Origin of the sequence: Pseudomonas tritici (assembly GCF_014268275.3) — a bacterium.
Taxonomy (GTDB): Bacteria; Pseudomonadota; Gammaproteobacteria; order Pseudomonadales; family Pseudomonadaceae; genus Aquipseudomonas; species Aquipseudomonas tritici.
This window is the reverse complement of the sequence record NZ_CP077084.1, coordinates 1870189-1886908: the sequence shown is the minus strand read 5'-3', so window position 1 is coordinate 1886908 and position 16720 is coordinate 1870189. Positions and strand designations below refer to the sequence as shown.

The window sequence follows — 16720 nt, the reverse complement described above, 5'->3', positions numbered from 1 at the left end:
TTCAGCAGGCTTTTTCAATGGCCGGGTACAAAGCGAATTCAGTACCCCGCCGCATCCTCCAGCTTGCCACTGACAATGCTCACCCCCGAGCTTGTGCCCAGGCGGGTAGCGCCGGCTTCGATCATTCGCACTGCAGTCGCATAGTCGCGCACCCCACCCGACGCCTTGACCCCCATCTGCGGGCCGACGACGCGGCGCATCAGAGCGATGTCTTCCGCGGTGGCACCACTGCGGCTGAAGCCCGTCGAAGTCTTGACGAAAGCCACGCCCAGTTCACGGCAGATTTCGCAGGCCCGGATCTTTTGCGCCTCGTCCAACAGGCAGGTTTCGAGAATCACTTTCAGCGGCACCGCGCCACAGGCTTGATGCACTGCGGCGATATCGTCGCGCACTGTATCCAGCCGCCCTTCGCGCAGGGCGCCGATATTGAGCACCATGTCGATCTCTCCCGCGCCCACGGCGATTGCCTGTTGGGCTTCGAAGGCTTTACTCTCGCTCAGCCCCGCACCCAGTGGGAACCCGATCACTGCGCAGACTTTGACCTTCTGCCCTGCAAGCAATTGAGCGGCAAAAGGCACCTGGCCCGAGTTCACGCACACGGAATAGAACCCATATTCCTGCGCTTCTTTGCATAACTCTGCGATTTGCTCCCGCGTCGCGTCGGGCGCCAGTAAGGTGTGATCGATAAATTGTGCAAGTGCTGCGGGTGTGATTGAGGTCATGAAATCCGTTCCTGATGAAGGAGCACGATGGACGTAACGTATTAGAAAGCGCGCCCAACAGATGTTAATATAATACCAATAAATGATGTAATTACAACATAACTGGCCGATCGGAATACCTGTGGAAAGCAAACAATCAGAACGCATCAAACTGATCCAGCAAGCCCTGCAGGACCAAAAGGCGATCCATCTGCGGGAGATGGCCGCGTTGCTGGAAGTCTCGGAAATGACCCTGCGCCGGGATCTCAACCGCTACCCGGACAAGTTCCATCTACTTGGCGGGCATATCACGCTCGCATTCGACCCAGAAGGTGCGCCCGACTACAAAGTCACGGAGCAAGGCACTCGGCATGTGGAAGAGAAACGCCGCATCGGCAAGCTCGCGGCCGCGGTTATCAAGCGCGGCGACACGGTCTTCTTCGACTGCGGTACCACGGTGCCCTTTGTGATTGATTTCATCCCCGATGAACTGGAGTTCACCGCGGTCTGCAACTCGCTCAACGTGTTGCTCAAACTGCAGCAAAAACCCAACTGCACGATCGTCCTGTGTGGCGGCACCTTCCATCGCAAGAACCAGGTGTTCGACCATGCCGACGAGAGCAGCATCCTCGACAACGTGCGCTTGACCTGGGCATTCATCTCGGCCGCAGGCGTCAGCGAAACCTTCGGCGTGACCTGCTTCAACTTCAATGAAGTGGCGGTCAAACAGAAGGTCTTGCGCCAGGCCCAGCACCGCATGCTGCTGGCCGACCACAGCAAGTTCGACGTCGTGCGCACCGCGCATTTTGCCACCCTGGAACAATTCAACGTGGTGGTCTCCGATAAGAAGCTGCCCAAACCTTACCGTGAGCTGATCACGCAATACGGCGCGCAATGGGTGGTGTGAACCTCCCTCGCCACGCCTCATCAGCCGCCCAACTCATCCCGTAGGCGGCAACGCTCTTCGGCCGACAAATAACCGGTGCTCACGCTGAACAGTGCACGTTGCCCGCCGGCCAACGAGCGCACATTGCCTTTGGCTTTTTCCGCCAGGTAGCCCTCGGGTTCGCAGGTAGAAGGCAAGACGAATGCGGCGACACCTTGGTCGGCGTTATGCAGGATCCAGCGGGTGGCATGGGAGAACTGATCGGGCCGATAGCGGGTGTAAAACGCCGAACCTTCGAGATGGTCCAGTAGAAAATGCGCATGGCCTGCAGCATCGGCGGGCACCTCTTCGAAGAAACAGACGATTTCCGGATCATGCAGCGCGGGGCTGTCCAGGGTGCTCAAGCGCGAGGGGTCCTGGCCCAACTCAGCCATATAGGCCGACCACTCGGGAGTTGGCTTGACGTGGGCCGGCACGCTGCTGCGAACCCGGACCCGGGCGCCGGCCAAGGGCTCGACCAGGCTGGCGCCGGGAATGTAGGCGTAGTTCATGTGGGCCATATACATCAGCTCCATGGCCTTGCCCGCAAGATTGGTGACCGCCATGCCGATATCAAATACCCCCGAGCCGACACGCAGGGTCAGCGTGGGTGTGGCCCGATAGTGGTCACCAAACCCCTGCACATACTCGTAGTCCCCACCCAGGCGCAGATACAGGCCAGCGGCGTCTTCCCCCACTTCCAGCCAGGCGGCGTCCATCGGCGCGCAGGGCATTTCGCCGTGCAGCGGGTGGTCGTCGGCCGGGGCCGGGCAACCGTTGCGCAGCAGCCCGGCGTGGAACATAAAACAGCCGTAGGTGCCGATCACCGTCGAACTGGGCTTGGGCTGGCGAAACATGTTGCGCATCGTCAGCTCGCAACCGTCGAAGGTCGCGGACCAGATCATCTGCCCCTGGTAAGGCAAGGCCACCACGCGGCCGCGGGCATTTTCCAACGCCAGCGCCTTGACCCCACTGGGGTAGGTCCAGGCCAGCACGCGAAAATCGTCCGATTGCAGCAGGGTCTTTTCGACGCCGCTGAACTGCTCGGGAGACAAGGCCAGCGTGAAGGTTTTCATGAGGCCACCACAGCGTCAGCCCCAGGCTGCGCGGCACGGCTGTGACGCATGCAGGAATAGGCGTAGGCCACAATCACCACAAAACACAGCAGGGGCACGCTGTACGCCAGCTGCATATTGCCGTGAGTGGCATCTGACAGCAGGCCTTGGAACACTGGAATCACCCCGCCGCCGACGATGCTCATCACCAGCAGAGAACCGCCGACACTGGTGTCTTCGCCCAGCCCTTCAATCGTCAGGCCATAAATGGTCGGCCAGCACGGCCCGAGGAAAATGCTCACCGCGACCGCTGCGTACACCGCGCTGATATTCGGTACCAGGATGGTGTAGGCGAGCAAGGCAATGGTCAGCACGCCGTAGATGGCCAGGACCTTGGCAGGGTGCAGCTTGCGCATCAACAGATTGGCGATCATCTTGCCGACGAAATAAGCGGCAAAGGTCGTCAGCAGGAACCATGACGCGCTGCGCTCGTTCATCCCGCCCATCTGCATCGCCAGGCGAATGGTGAAGCTCCAAACACCGACCTGGGCCCCCACATACAGAAACTGCGCCAGCACGCCGAAGGTAAAGCGCGGATTACGCGACAGGCGCGCCAGGCTCTGGCCAAGGCTGGGCTTTTTCACCTCAGCCTTGACGTTGCCCCGGCACGCGGGGAAGCGGGTGATGGCAATGAGGATAAACATCAGCACCAGCACCGCGATCATCCATTTGTACGGCAGCAGGGTCGACTGGATCATTTCCAACTGTTGGATAGCCGCCTCAGAGGCGCTCATTTGGGTCAGTTGTTCGTGGGTGGCGTCGGTGTCCTTGAACATCACGAAGCTGCCGACATACACGCCGGCCATGGCGCCGAACGGGTGGAAGGTCTGCGAGATGTTCAGGCGGCGGGTGCCGGTCTCCCGCGGGCCCATCAAGGTCGAGTAGGTGTTGCAGGCGGTTTCGAGAAACGAAAGCCCGCACGCGATCACAAACAGCGCCATCAGGAACATGCCGTAGGTGGCGCTGGATGCCGCAGGAAAGAACAGCGCGCAGCCTGCCATGTAGAGCATCAAACCCACGAGTATCGTGCTTTTATAGCCGAAGCGACGGACCACCAAGGCCGCCGGAATCGCGACGAAAAAGTAGCCCAGGTAAAACGCCGACTGCACAAATGCGGTTTGGAAATCGCTGAGCAAAAAGGCCTTCTTGAAATGCGCGATCAGCACGTCATTCATGCTGGCCGCCGCCGCCCACAGGGCGAAAATACTGCACAGCAGCAAAAACGCGAACCAGGGCGTGCGATTCAGGTAAAAACCATCGGCAGTTTGTTGGAGCGGGACTTTTGTCATTGTTATTCTCCGTGGGGTATACGGCGCGTCAGCCATACAGGGATGGCCGACATCGGTGATAGACGACTCAGGACGGGTCAAAAAACTCGGCGAACCGGGCAGCATCGGGGTAGGAGCTCTGGGTGCCGAGGCCGGTGACCGAACAGGCGGAATACGCCACCGCCCGGGTCATGGCCGCACGCATATCGCCCTGCTGGGTCCAGTAATGGGCGAAGCAACCGATAAAGGCATCACCGGCGCCGGTGGTGTCCCGGGCCTCGACCTCGCGCCCAGGCACATGAAACTCACCCTCCTCGCCCACATACAGCGCGCCTTGCTCGCCGAGGGTGACGATCACGTGGCGAATACCCTGGGCGACCAACACCCGCGCGGCGAGCAACGCACTCTCAGGCCCCTCGACCGACTTGCCGGTGATCAGTGACAGTTCGCTTTCATTGGGAATGAAAAAATCCAGCTGCGCCAGATGCTCGCGGCTCAAACCAGCGACCGCAGGGGCCGGATTGAGCAACACCGGAATGCCGTGGCGTTTGGCAAACTCGATGGCGTAGTAGACGGTTGCCAAGTCGATTTCCAACTGCAGGACGATCAGGCTGCATTCGCGTAAAGCCGCGTCCGCGGCGTCGATATCAGCCGGCTTCAAATGCGCGTTGGCGCCTTTGACGATCAGGATGCTGTTGTGGGAATCGCTCTGCACAAAGATTGGCGCCACGCCGCTGGACACCCCCGGCACCCGCGTGACGTAGCGCGAGTCGATGGCATGGCGTTGAAAATTGGCCAGGGTGTTATCGGCAAACATGTCATCGCCCAACTTGGTCAGCATCAACACTTCGCTGCCAAGCTTGGCCGCCGCCACTGCCTGGTTCGCCCCCTTGCCGCCGCACCCCATGGCAAAGCCCGGAGCCTCAAGGGTCTCGCCCTGCCGGGGCATTCGGTCGATATAGGTGACCAAATCCACCATGTTGCTACCGATGACCGCGATCTTATTCATGGATATCTTTACCTTGTGCACGATGTGGCAGGCACCACAGCGTTATTATTTTTGTTATTTAAATAACATTTTCTGTGACTATTCAACCTATTTTTTGTGAATGCGAAAAAGCTGGGCTGATGCGCTGACGAGCGGACGCGCGAATTCCGGACGCGACGACGCCGTACGAAGGCGCTCGGTTCGTTCGAAGGGTTGGCTGGAGGTGTAGAGAACTGCCGCGAATTGGCTTGGGTTTAAGTTGGAAATAACCCTTGGCTTAAAGAATTTTGGTTACCTGCCGCTATAGAGGTTGAGTCTTGCTGTCTTTTCTATACAAGAAGAGGAAAAATGCTTTCGCGTCATGGATATATGACCTAAAGCTACTATCCTTCTTCATCAAAAAGGTACGTGTAGTTAAGGTGCTTACCGAAACGCGGAAGGACAAGCGTTATAGTGATTATCAAAATAAAGGGATATTTATGAGATTCGCTAAACTGTTCGGGGCAGCCACTCTACTCGCCTCTATGATTGCATCTGCCCAAGCTGGCACAATCGTCACCGTGAAGGTGAAGAACTCTACGACCGGTCCAGCCGCGTACACTTTCGAGTACTTTTCAGGGAGTAGATAGCGCTCGAGCTATCTTCAGCATCTGGAGTATCACCATGGATTTTTCGATTAAATCGTATCAAGCAAGTACACAGGCAAAGGTTTCTACACAAGAGAAGCTTCCTTCGTCCAACCCTGTAAATTTGCCTTCAGGGAATGCCGCAATCAAGACGACGGAGACCGTCACAATCTCCGATTCCGCACGGGCACTGTACGCATTAAGTAGCGCTGATGATAAACAAGCCTCTATGTCCAATAGGGATTTAAAAGGACAATATGCAAAAGGTCAGAGCGATATGTACAATTTCGGGCAGCGGATTGCTGGCGGAAATCTTAATAATGAGGATCTACTTCCCAAAACAGATAACCCTGCCCGTTTGGCGTTAGGTCAGCAGTCACTGGATTACGCAGTTGGGCTTTCTAAGCGCCCCCCCGAAAAACTTCCAAACCCATTTGAAGGCATGGCCCGAAACGGGCTAAGCAATATTGTTTATGATGATTCAGGAACCTATACGGTTGCAGAACGATATGCCGCTTATGGGGAACTTAGTAAGCAGGATGAAACATATTTTTCCAAGTTGTACGCCACTATAACGAACGGCGGTGACAACAGTGAAATCTTCAAAGGCATCATGGACTATTTCGATGATCTTCCAGGGGTCGAGAAAGCGGCATACCCTGATGGCTTTAGGGACAGTATAAAAAGTCTTTACCAAGAGCAGTTAGGACAATCGGGGCCGCTCGCCCTTCTCAGGCAATCGACTGAAAACGACTCTGAGAAATTGTCAACGAGCTTCTTCAACAAGGAACAATCACCGGAGCATATGTTGCAGGCAGTCTTAGAAAAAGCGATTGCTCTTTCGACGGTCTGACCAGTCCAAAGTAACCAATGTGTCACTGCCGGGATTAGTTAGGAACGTCAGCAGGGTTCGAGAACGGTTGGACGATTGAACGAATCGAGGCAGAAGCGCAAAAATACCAATCCGAACTGTGTGGTTCCAAGACAGAAGAGTTGGATTGGATGTTCAGAAACAATGTTGATGATTCCTTCCGTGCTTACCTTGCTGCTGGGACAGAGAACCTAGATGAGATCCTAGGGGCGGGCTCTCCGCTTCTCACGATGATGGACGACCTCGATTCGTACCTAAATCCGCATGTGAGCGGTCTAAACGTAGAGGTCGACAATCAGATAATCCACCTGACGCGTATGAATGCCCGGTTCCTTTTGATGACCGGCTTTCGTATTGGCCTGACAGGTCACGTTTCAGGCATTTGAGCTTGCAAGGTGTCTAGAGAATCCGGGGCGATTCAGTGGGCAGTGAACCACCGATTGCCAATGTATTTTGGCGGCGATTGACTAGTAGAACTGAGTAGTAGAATCGAAAAACACTCAGACACAAAAAAGCCCCGTAAATCATAGATTTACGAGGCTTTCTGAATAATGGCGGAGAGATAGGGATTCGAACCCTAGGTACCGGTGAAGGTACAACGGATTTCGAATCCGTCCCATTCGGCCACTCTGGCATCTCTCCAACGGCGCGCATCATAACAGCGTGAATCAGGAAAGCAAAGCGCCGAAGCGATTTTTTTCCGTGCTATCAGATGCTTGCGTCAATTAAAGCGGTACGCCGAGACGATTGGCGACTTCTTCGTAGGCTTCGATCACGTCACCGAGGCCCTGGCGAAAGCGGTCTTTGTCCATCTTCTTCTTGGTGTCCTTGTCCCACAAGCGGCAGCCGTCCGGGCTGAATTCGTCGCCCAGGACGATGGAGCCGTCGTGGAACACACCGAATTCGAGCTTGAAGTCGACCAGCAGCAGCCCGGCGTCGTCGAACAGCTTGCTCAGCACGTCGTTGACCTTGAGGGACAACTCCTTCATGCGCGCCAGTTGCTCAGCGGTGCCCCAGCCGAACGCCACGACGTGGGATTCGTTGATGAACGGGTCGCCCTTGGCGTCGTCCTTCAGGAACAGTTCGAAGGTGTATGGATTGAGCTTGAGGCCCTCTTCCACGCCCAGGCGCTTGACCAGGCTGCCGGCGGCGTAGTTACGCACGACGCATTCGACCGGGATCATGTCGAGCTTCTTGACCAGGCACTCGTTGTCGCCCAGCAGTTTGTCGAATTGGGTCGGAATGCCGGCCTCTTCGAGTTTCTGCATGATGAAGGCGTTGAACTTGTTGTTCACCATGCCTTTGCGATCAAGCTGTTCGATGCGCTTGCCGTCGAACGCCGAGGTGTCGTTGCGAAACAGCAGGATCAGGCGGTTGGCGTCGTCGGTCTTGTACACCGACTTGGCTTTGCCGCGGTAGAGTTCTTCACGTTTTTCCATGATGGGCTCCGCTTTGAGTGAGGTGGGCTAGGCGATGTGGCGCCAGTCGAGCCCTGAATCTTGATCGGCCAGTTGCAGCCAGTCCGGGTCGCACCCAAGGGTGTCGACAAAACATTGCCGGGCAAGCGTCGGCAGGTTGTTCTTGCTGCTCAAGTGGGCCAGGACCAAGTGTTGCAGGTCTTGCCAGCCCAACTCATACACCAGGTACGCGGCCTGGTGGTTGTTCAAATGTCCCAGTTCGCCGCCCACCCGCTGTTTGAGAAAGTAGGGGTAGTGACCGCGAGCCAGCAGGTCTCTGCAGTGGTTGGACTCGATCATCAACGCATCGAGGTTCCGGTAACCGTCCAGCACCTTGGCGCAGTAGGAACCCAGGTCGGTGAGCACGCCGAAGCGCCGCTCACCATCGCTGAACACATACTGCGTCGGTTCCTGGGCGTCGTGCGCCACGGCAATCACATCAATGCTCAGGGCACCGATTTGCAGTTGCTCGCCACCGGCCAGGAAACCCGCGGGTTCAATGGGTTTGCGCATCCCGCGCAAGGTACCGCGACTGAGGTACACCGGAAGATTGTAGCGCCGAGACAGTAAACCCACGCCATGCACATGGTCGGCATGTTCGTGGGTCACCAGAATCGCGCTCAGCTGCGCGGGGTGAACCCCCAGGCGCAGCAGGCGTCGCTCGGTTTCCCGTAACGAGAAACCACAATCCACCAGCACGTACGTGTCGTCGTGGGCGACCAGCGTGCCGTTCCCTTGGCTACCGCTGCCGAGAACGGCAAAACGCATCGGATCAGCCCAGGTTGTCCTGAATCACGCCCAACACTTTGCGCGCTGTTTCAGCGGGCGCAACGGTATTGATGTTTTTCTCGACGGTGACTTGCACGCTTTCGCCCACCTTGCTCAAACGAACCTGGTAACGCTCGGCGCGGGTTTCGACTTCTTCCTTGGTCGGCTTGCTGCCGAACAGCTTGCCGAAGAAACCTGGCTCGTCGTCTTTACGCTCGGCCTTTTCAGCCACGTTGATGTAGTACAGGCCCAGGCTGCGGTTGATGTCTTCAACACGCCAAGGACCTTGCTCCAACGCGCGGCCAACACTGGCCCAGGCACGGTCGAGGTCTTCACCCAGGTTCAGCACCACGTTGCCGCTGCCGTCTTCAGTGAGGCTGACGCGGCTCGGGGTGTCGTAATCACGTGCGGCGAGCAGCGAAACGGAACCGCCCTTCTCGGAGATACGGCTCATGCTGGCCAACATCTCGTCGACCAGTGCCGAGTCGACACCGGAGTTAACTGAGCGATTGGTGAAATCAACGTTGGCGGTGCTGCCGGCAGGACGCTCAGCGCTGACCACGTAGACTTCACTGGTATTGCGTTGCACACCTGGCTCGATGCGCACGCGCACTCGGGCTTCGCTGTCGGCGGCTACACCACCGGCCTGCAGGCGCTTGGCCATGGTGGCGGAGAGCTCGCTGCCCTGCTGCCATGCAGTGGTGAATTCACCGGTCTGCGGGCGTTGCTCATCAATGCGGAAACCGTTGTCCTGGAAGAACTGCACCGCCACCGGCCAGACTTCGGCGGGCGGGCGCTGAGCCACGATCCAGCGGGAGTCACCGCTTTTCTGCAGGCTGTAGTCGCTGGCATCCGCCACGGCCGATATGGGCTGTGGACGCGGCACTACGTACTCACCCTTAGTGGTGTCGTCGGCAACGTTGCGCGGGATCGGCAGCAAGGGGTCAAGGCGCTTGGCGACGTTGACGCCCGGCGGCAATTCCATCGGCTTGGTGGGTTGGGCTTCCAGGTAATCGCTACCGCGGTCACGGAAGTAGCCTTCCGGGCCCCAGATCCAACCGCAGCCACTGGTGCTGGAGATAATCAAGGCAAGTGCGGAAAGTCCGGCCAATCGCTTCATGCGTAATGCTTCCTCAATTAAACCAGGACGCCGGACTGGCGCAGGGCCTGTCGCAGCGGTTCGTGACAGGCTTCACTAAGACGAGTGAGCGGCAGACGGATACCGTCCGGCATCATGCCCATTTCAGTCAGCGCCCATTTCACGGGAATAGGGTTGGATTCGATAAACAGTGTCTTGTTGAGCGGCATCAGCTTCTCGTGGATCGCGCGGGCGGTCACGGCGTCGCCGGCGATGGCGGCAGCGCACATTTCGCTCATGGCACGCGGGGCCACGTTGGCGGTCACAGAGATGTTGCCTTTGCCGCCGAGCAGGATCAGCTCGACCGCCGTGGCGTCGTCACCGGAATACACCAGGAAATCGCCGCTCACGCCGGCCAGGATATCCTTGGCGCGCTGCAGGTCGCCCGTGGCTTCCTTGATACCGATGATGTTCGGCACGGCGGACAGGCGGATTACGGTCTCGGCCTTCATATCGCACGCGGTACGACCCGGTACGTTATAGAGGATCTGCGGGATATCGACCGCTTCGGCAATGGCGCGGAAGTGCTGGTACAGGCCTTCCTGGGTCGGCTTGTTGTAGTACGGGGTCACCAGCAGGCACGCATTGGCGCCGGCCTTCTTGGCGTTTTTGGTCAGCTCGATTGCTTCGCGTGTCGAGTTGGCGCCCGTGCCGGCGATCACGGTAATACGGCCCGCAACACGCTTGACCACGAACTCGATCACCTGGATGTGTTCTTCCACATCGAGAGTGGCCGATTCACCGGTGGTGCCGACCGCCACGATGGCGTTGGTGCCTTCTTGCAGGTGGAAGTCCACCAGTTTGCCCAGGCTGTCCCAGTCGAGACGACCTTGTGCATCCATGGGTGTGACCAGTGCCACCATACTGCCCGCAATCATGCAACCGCTCCTGCCGGAAAAAGAGAGCCGTAATGGTACTGGCGCCAAGATGCTTGCACAAGCAAAGTACTGCCTGAGGATGCGTTCTGACGTAACTAAACGACGGACAATGCCATCATCGGGCCAAAGCCCCCCCCTGAAGCACGATGAAATAGGACCGATCACGCAATGAAAACGCCACCTCCTATCCCTTGGCGATGCTTTTCGCTACCCTTCATCCTTTGATCGATACCGCCCTTACAGTATTGACCGCTCATCGTTTTAGGAAGGCTGCATGTCCACCCCCACAGTTCGCGAACAATTCCTTGTTATCAGTGCCCTCGGCGCCAACCCCATGGAGCTGACTAACGTCCTGTGCCGCGCCAGCCATGAAAACCGCTGCGCCGTCGTGACATCCCGCCTGACCCGTCATGGCGAGTGCAGTGCGCTGGTCCTGCAGATCTCCGGCACCTGGGATGCTCTGGCTCGCCTCGAAACTGGCCTGCCGGGCCTGGCAAAGAAGCACGACTTCACTGTCAATGTGGTACGCAGCGCCGCCCTGGAAAATCGTCCGCAGGCTCTGCCTTATGTGGCGTATGTCAGTTCGGCCTATCGCTCGGACATCGTCAACGAGCTGTGCCAGTTCTTCATCGACCACAATGTCGAGCTGGAGAACCTGACCTGCGACACCTATCAGGCCCCGCAAACCGGCGGCACCATGTTGAACGCCACGTTTACCGTGACCCTGCCGGCGGGCGTGCAGATCAGTTGGCTGCGCGATCAGTTCCTGGATTTCGCCGATGCCCTGAACCTCGACGCACTGATCGAACCGTGGCGCCCACAGAACCCAATGTAAGGAAGTTTTCATGGCCGTAGTCATCGACCAACCCATAGCCGATTTCGAAGCCCAGGCCACCAGCGGTCAGACCTTCAGCCTCGCAGCCCTCAAGGGCAAGCAAGTGGTGCTCTACTTCTACCCGAAGGACAGTACGCCGGGCTGCACCACTGAAGGCCAGGGTTTTCGTGACCAGTACGCAGCGTTCAAGGCGGCCAACACTGAAGTGTTTGGCGTTTCGCGCGACAGCGTGAAGTCTCACGAAAACTTCAAAGGCAAGCAGGAATTCCCCTTCGAGCTGATCAGCGACAAGGACGAAGCGGTTTGCCAGCTGTTTGACGTGATCAAGCTGAAGAAACTGTACGGCAAGGAATACCTCGGCGTGGATCGCAGCACGTTCCTCATCGACAAGAACGGTGTGTTGCGTCAGGAATGGCGTGGTGTGAAGGTGCCGGGGCATGTGGATGCGGTTTTGGCGGCGGCGCAGGCACTGAACAAGGCGTGAGTCTGTAGTGAGCGGACTTGTCCCGCGCAGGGTTGCGAAGCGACCCCAATACAGTACAGTCTCCGCGTTCTTTCAGATGAAACGCGGTTGCAGGTTTTAGGGCTGCTTCGCACCCAAGCGCGGGGCAAGCCCGCTCACTACAAGTTGTTACGCCGTTACAATAGCGGCGCAACCACCGGTTCTTGACGCGGCCATGCATCCAGAACGGCCTTGAACAGCGTCGCCAGGGGGATCGCAAAGAAGACGCCCCAGAAACCCCACAGCCCACCAAACAACAACACTGCGCAGATGATCGCTACCGGGTGCAGGTTGACAGCCTCCGAGAACAGCAGTGGCACCAGCACGTTGCCGTCCAAGGTTTGGATAATCCCATACACCGCCATCAAGTAGATGAATTGGTCGCTCCAGCCCCACTGGAACAAGGCAATCAATGTAACCGGCACTGTCACCACCACCGCGCCTACGTAAGGCACCACCACTGAAATCCCGACCAGCAATGCCAGCAAGGCCGCGTAGTTCAGGTCCAGGGCAATAAAGGCAATGTAGGTCACGCCCCCGCAGATAATGATTTCGATCACCTTGCCGCGTATGTAGTTGGCAATCTGCCGGTTCATTTCTTCGGCAACACGGGTAATCAGCGCTCGCTCGCGCGGCAGGTAGCCACTTACCCAACGGCCGATCATGGCGCGGTCCTTGAGGAAGAAGAACACCAGGATCGGCACCAGCACCAGGTAGATCATGATGTTGACCAGCAGCGGCAAGCTGGACAGGGAAAAGGTCAGCGCCCATTGGCCGAACTTTCCGATCTCGCCGCGGGCCACTTCTATAGCCTGCAACACCTGCTCGTCCGACACCAGGTGCGGGTAGCGTTCCGGTAACAGCAGCAACAACGACTGCCATTTGGCAAGCATGCCCGGCAGTTCATTGAACAGGGTGATGAGTTGATGCCATAGCAACGGCAGCACGACCACGATAAACAGCACCAACACGCCCATGAACAAGGCGAACACCAGCCCCACCGCCACCCCGCCCGGCAGGCGCAACCGTTCCAGCGCGGTGACCAGGCCTTGCATCAGGTAGGCCAGCACCATCCCCGCCAACACCGGTGCCAACATGCCACCCAAGGTGAGCACAGCCGTAAACGCCAGAAACAATAGGACCGCCAGCACCACGGCCTCCTCATCGGAGAAGTAGCGCTGGATCCAGTCTCGTAACACTTTGAACATCAATCAACCTCGGTGGTGGGGGCAAACAGTTCAGGCCTTGCGCAACCAGTAACGGTAAACACCGGCGGCGTCTTCTTCGTGCAACAGGGTGTGGCCGGCCAGCTTGGCAAACGTACGAAAATCACGCTGGGAGCCTGCGTCCGTGGCGATCACCTTAAGTACGGCGCCACTGGCCAGACGATTGAGTTCCAGCTTGGCCTTGAGCAAGGGCAACGGGCAATTGAGGCCGCTGGCATCAAGTTCGGCATCAAAAGCTACAGCGTCGGTCATGGTTTTACTCCGGGCACGCGTTTGGGCTGCTTAGAATATCTGGTCCGAAGCTCAGTGTCCGGCTACAGTAAGCTCTTTGTCGAAAGGCTCTGTGCATGACTTTTTTGCGCCCTACCCTGCTGACGCTGGCTTGCCTGCTGGCCTCCCCAGGCTTCGCTGACGACCTGCCGTCACTTGGCGACGCCAGTTCTGCCATTGTCTCGCCACAACAGGAATACCAGCTGGGCCGCGCCTGGCTGGCCTATCTGCGAGGCCAGGTCTCGCAACTCAACGATCCGCAGCTCAAGGATTACGTCGAAACCAGCGTTTACAAACTGGTGGAGACCAGCCAGGTCAACGACCGTCGGCTGGAGTTCATCCTGATCAACAGCCCGCAACTGAACGCCTTTGCCGCACCCGGCGGTATTGTGGGGGTCAACGGCGGCCTGTTCCTCAACGCTCAGACCGAAGGGGAATACGCTTCGGTGCTGGCGCATGAGTTGGCGCACTTGTCCCAACGCCACTTCGCCCGTGGCGTGGAAGCGCAACAGCGCATGCAGCTTCCGATGATGGCCGCGTTGCTTGGCGGCATCATTGCCGCAGCCGCTGGTGCGGGTGACGCCGGTATTGCTGCGATTGCCGGCACCCAGGCTGCTGCAATCCAGGAGCAGCGCCGGTTCTCGCGGCAAAACGAACAAGAGGCGGACCGTATCGGCATCCTCAACCTGGAAAAAGCCGGTTACGACCCGCGCTCCATGCCAACCATGTTCGAGCGTTTGATGCGCCAGTACCGCTTCGATGCCAAGCCTCCGGAATTCCTGCTGACACACCCGGTCACCGAATCGCGAATCGCCGACACCCGCAACCGTGCCGAGCAGTCCAAGCCTGGCGGCAAGGAAGACAGCTTGCGCTATCAACTGATCCGCGCACGGGTGCAATTGCAATACGAAGACACCTCAGGACTCGCCGCCAAACGCTTCCAGGCACAACTGGACGAGAACCCGAAGAATGATGTGGCGCGCTACGGATTGGCCATTGCCCAGATCAAAGGTTCTCAGTTCAAGCAAGCGCGGGAAAACCTGACGATGTTATTGGCCAAGGCACCGAATGACATTACCTATAACCTGGCATTGATCCAGCTTGAGATCGACAACAATCATCTGCCTGATGCCCAGCAACGTACTGATCGAATGCTGACCCAGTACCCCGGCAACTATCCGCTGAATCAGATCCGGGTCGACCTGCTGCTCAAACAGAACCGCACTGCTGATGCGGAAAAGGCCTTGGATAGTTTGCTCAAGTCTCGTCCGGATGACCCGGACGTTTGGTATCAGGTCGCCGAGACCCGCGGCTTGTCCGGTAACATCATTGGCCTGCACCAGGCCCGCGCCGAATACTTCGCATTGGTAGGTGACTTCCAGCAGGCCATCCAACAGTTGGATTTTGCAAAGCGTCGCGCTGGCAGCAATTTCCCGCTGTCGTCGCGTATCGACGCGCGTCAGCGTGAACTGATCGAACAGGAGCGCCTGGTCAAAGGGATGATGAGCTAGATCCAGCGGCCACAAAAAAGCCCCGCCCTCGTTAAACGAAGGCGGGGCTTTTTCTTTTTACCGGGTTACTCGGCCAACTTGAAGGTTATGAAGCTGGCACGCCCCTGACGCAGCACTCGCATCGATACCGAGCGGTTCTTCGGCAGCGCCTTGGCGATGTCAGTGAACTGCTTGGTGTTGTCGATTGCCTGATTGTTCAGGTGGGTGATCACGTCACCTGGCTGCAGGCCAATCAGGGACGCAGGGCCATCCTGCACTTCCTTGATCACGACGCCGCTCTTGAGGTCGTATGTCTTCTTCTGCTCAGCGGTCAGTTCGGCGACAGCAATGCCCAGACGATTGCTGCTGCGTTCGGCACCCGGCTTAGCGTTGCCCAAGGCATCCAGTGTTGCCCCTTCTTCAGGGATTGCACCAACAGTCAGCTCAACGTTCTGGCGCTTGCCCTCGCGGATCACTTCAAGCTTGGCCTTGCTGCCTGCCTTGAGCGCGCCTACCAGATGCGGCAGGTCGGCCGACATGACGATTGGCTGGCCGTTCATGCTGAGGATCACGTCGCCGACTTGCAGGCCACCTTTGGCAGCCGGACCATCGTCCTGGATCTGCGCGACCAGTGCACCGGCCGGCTTGTCGAGGCCGAAGGATTCAGCCAGGTCTTTGTTCACTTCCTGAATCACCACGCCCAACCAGCCACGGCTGACCTTGCCACCGCTTTTCAGTTGGTTGGAAACGTCCATGGCTACATCGATCGGAATGGCGAACGACACCCCCATGAAGCCACCGGAACGGGTGTAGATCTGCGAGTTGATCCCCACTACTTCACCGGCCAGGTTGAACAGCGGGCCACCGGAGTTGCCCGGGTTGATCGGCACGTCGGTCTGGATGAACGGCACGTAGTTTTCGTTCGGCAGGCTGCGGCCAATGGCGCTGACAATGCCTTGAGTCACGGTATGGTCAAAGCCAAACGGCGAACCGATAGCGACTACCCACTGCCCGGCTTTCAGGTCCTGGGATTTACCCAGTTTCAGCACTGGCAAGTCTTTGCCTTCAATCTTCAGCAAGGCCACATCGGATCTTGGATCGGTGCCTACCAGCTTGGCTTTCAGCTCACTACGATCAGCCAGGCGCACGAGAATCTCGTCGGCATCGGCAATCACGTGGTTGTTAGTGAGGATGTAGCCATCCGGCGAGATGATAAAGCCCGAGCCCAGGGACTGAGCCTCACGCTGGCCGCCACCGCCACCACGGGGCGCGCGCTGTTGCGGCATGCCGCGCTCGAAGAACTCGCGCAGCATCGGCGGCAGGCCTTCCAGGTCCGGCATCTGCTGATTGGAGACTTTGCGATCAGGCAGTTTTTGCGTGGTACTGATGTTCACCACGGCAGGCGATGCCTGCTCAACCAATTGGGTGAAGTCAGGCAACTCGACCGCTTGCGCAGGTAAGGCCTGACCCAGCACCAATACCGTGGCGACTATGGATAGGTAAGATTTCAAACGTGGTATCGACATACAGCTCCCGTTACGACGAGCAGGGTTGAGCGACAGGGTTCAAGAAACGCCGAAAACTGCGACCGACATCTTTGTTCCGCGAACAAGACAAGGCCAGAGCCGACAAGCCCTGACCTATAAAAAACATGAGGGATTT

At 58.0% G+C, this 16720-nt stretch carries 16 protein-coding genes and 1 tRNA gene; 5 read left to right on the top strand and 12 right to left on the bottom strand.

What is annotated here, in order from left to right; translation table 11 throughout:
• Positions 1-38 precede the first annotated feature (38 nt).
• Complete coding sequence (gene deoC, locus HU722_RS08390) at positions 39-722, bottom strand: deoxyribose-phosphate aldolase (protein ID WP_065890362.1); 684 nt, start codon at positions 720-722, stop codon at positions 39-41.
• 121 nt (positions 723-843) lie between these two features.
• Here deoC and deoR point away from each other — a divergent pair, with 121 nt between their 5' ends.
• Complete coding sequence (gene deoR / locus HU722_RS08385) at positions 844-1608, top strand: DNA-binding transcriptional repressor DeoR (protein ID WP_371905599.1); 765 nt, start codon at positions 844-846, stop codon at positions 1606-1608.
• 20 nt (positions 1609-1628) lie between these two features.
• Here deoR and HU722_RS08380 read toward each other — a convergent pair whose 3' ends face one another.
• From HU722_RS08380 to rbsK, 3 genes are all read right to left on the bottom strand, one after another.
• Entirely contained in the window at positions 1629-2702 is a 1074-nt protein-coding gene (locus tag HU722_RS08380) for an aldose 1-epimerase family protein (RefSeq protein ID WP_186754371.1), read from the bottom strand.
• The gene (gene fucP, locus HU722_RS08375; RefSeq protein WP_065874771.1) at positions 2699-4030 is read right to left on the bottom strand and encodes an L-fucose:H+ symporter permease; all 1332 of its coding nucleotides are present in this window, start codon (positions 4028-4030) and stop codon (positions 2699-2701) included. The genes HU722_RS08380 and fucP overlap by 4 nt, the downstream gene beginning before the upstream one ends.
• 67 nt (positions 4031-4097) lie before the next feature.
• Entirely contained in the window at positions 4098-5018 is a 921-nt protein-coding gene (gene rbsK, locus HU722_RS08370; RefSeq protein ID WP_065890358.1) for a ribokinase, read from the bottom strand.
• Positions 5019-5660: 642 nt separating this feature from the next.
• Here rbsK and HU722_RS08365 point away from each other — a divergent pair.
• Positions 5661-6476 carry a hypothetical protein gene (locus tag HU722_RS08365; RefSeq protein ID WP_065874768.1) on the top strand — a complete coding sequence of 272 codons (816 nt, stop codon included), beginning with the start codon at positions 5661-5663 and terminating at the stop codon, positions 6474-6476.
• Positions 6477-7046: 570 nt separating this feature from the next.
• On the opposite strand, the gene HU722_RS08360 is transcribed toward HU722_RS08365, so the two are convergent.
• The 5 genes from HU722_RS08360 to dapA form a co-directional block, all read right to left on the bottom strand.
• A tRNA-Ser gene (locus HU722_RS08360) sits at positions 7047-7136 on the bottom strand.
• Positions 7137-7219: 83 nt separating this feature from the next.
• Positions 7220-7933 carry a phosphoribosylaminoimidazolesuccinocarboxamide synthase gene (gene purC / locus HU722_RS08355; RefSeq protein ID WP_003172493.1) on the bottom strand — a complete coding sequence of 238 codons (714 nt, stop codon included), beginning with the start codon at positions 7931-7933 and terminating at the stop codon, positions 7220-7222.
• 27 nt (positions 7934-7960) lie between these two features.
• Complete coding sequence (locus HU722_RS08350; protein WP_065874766.1) at positions 7961-8719, bottom strand: MBL fold metallo-hydrolase; 759 nt, start codon at positions 8717-8719, stop codon at positions 7961-7963.
• A gap of 4 nt (positions 8720-8723) precedes the next feature.
• Positions 8724-9839 carry an NlpB/DapX family lipoprotein gene (gene bamC, locus HU722_RS08345; RefSeq protein WP_065874765.1) on the bottom strand — a complete coding sequence of 372 codons (1116 nt, stop codon included), beginning with the start codon at positions 9837-9839 and terminating at the stop codon, positions 8724-8726.
• 17 nt (positions 9840-9856) lie between these two features.
• Positions 9857-10735, bottom strand: a complete 879-nt coding sequence (gene dapA, locus HU722_RS08340) for a 4-hydroxy-tetrahydrodipicolinate synthase (RefSeq protein ID WP_065882101.1) — start codon at positions 10733-10735, stop codon at positions 9857-9859.
• Positions 10736-11009: 274 nt separating this feature from the next.
• On the opposite strand from dapA, the gene HU722_RS08335 reads away from it, so the two are divergent.
• Together HU722_RS08335 and HU722_RS08330 are read left to right on the top strand one after the other, a co-directional pair.
• A complete protein-coding gene (locus HU722_RS08335) occupies positions 11010-11570 on the top strand; it encodes a glycine cleavage system transcriptional repressor (RefSeq protein ID WP_003172487.1) in 561 nt (186 codons plus the stop codon).
• Positions 11571-11580: 10 nt separating this feature from the next.
• Positions 11581-12054, top strand: coding sequence for a peroxiredoxin (locus tag HU722_RS08330; RefSeq protein ID WP_065874763.1), 474 nt, complete (start codon positions 11581-11583; stop codon positions 12052-12054).
• Positions 12055-12209: 155 nt separating this feature from the next.
• Here HU722_RS08330 and HU722_RS08325 read toward each other — a convergent pair whose 3' ends face one another.
• A complete protein-coding gene (locus tag HU722_RS08325) occupies positions 12210-13280 on the bottom strand; it encodes an AI-2E family transporter (protein WP_065882099.1) in 1071 nt (356 codons plus the stop codon).
• A gap of 30 nt (positions 13281-13310) precedes the next feature.
• On the bottom strand, positions 13311-13550 hold the full coding sequence (locus HU722_RS08320) for a sulfurtransferase TusA family protein (protein WP_010212198.1): 240 nt from the start codon (positions 13548-13550) through the stop codon (positions 13311-13313).
• A 95-nt stretch (positions 13551-13645) separates the two neighbouring features.
• Between HU722_RS08320 and HU722_RS08315 the strand changes: the two genes are divergently transcribed.
• Positions 13646-15079 carry a M48 family metalloprotease gene (locus HU722_RS08315; protein WP_065874761.1) on the top strand — a complete coding sequence of 478 codons (1434 nt, stop codon included), beginning with the start codon at positions 13646-13648 and terminating at the stop codon, positions 15077-15079.
• A 65-nt stretch (positions 15080-15144) separates the two neighbouring features.
• On the opposite strand, the gene HU722_RS08310 is transcribed toward HU722_RS08315, so the two are convergent.
• Positions 15145-16584, bottom strand: coding sequence for a DegQ family serine endoprotease (locus HU722_RS08310; protein WP_065874760.1), 1440 nt, complete (start codon positions 16582-16584; stop codon positions 15145-15147).
• Positions 16585-16720: the final 136 nt, after the last annotated feature.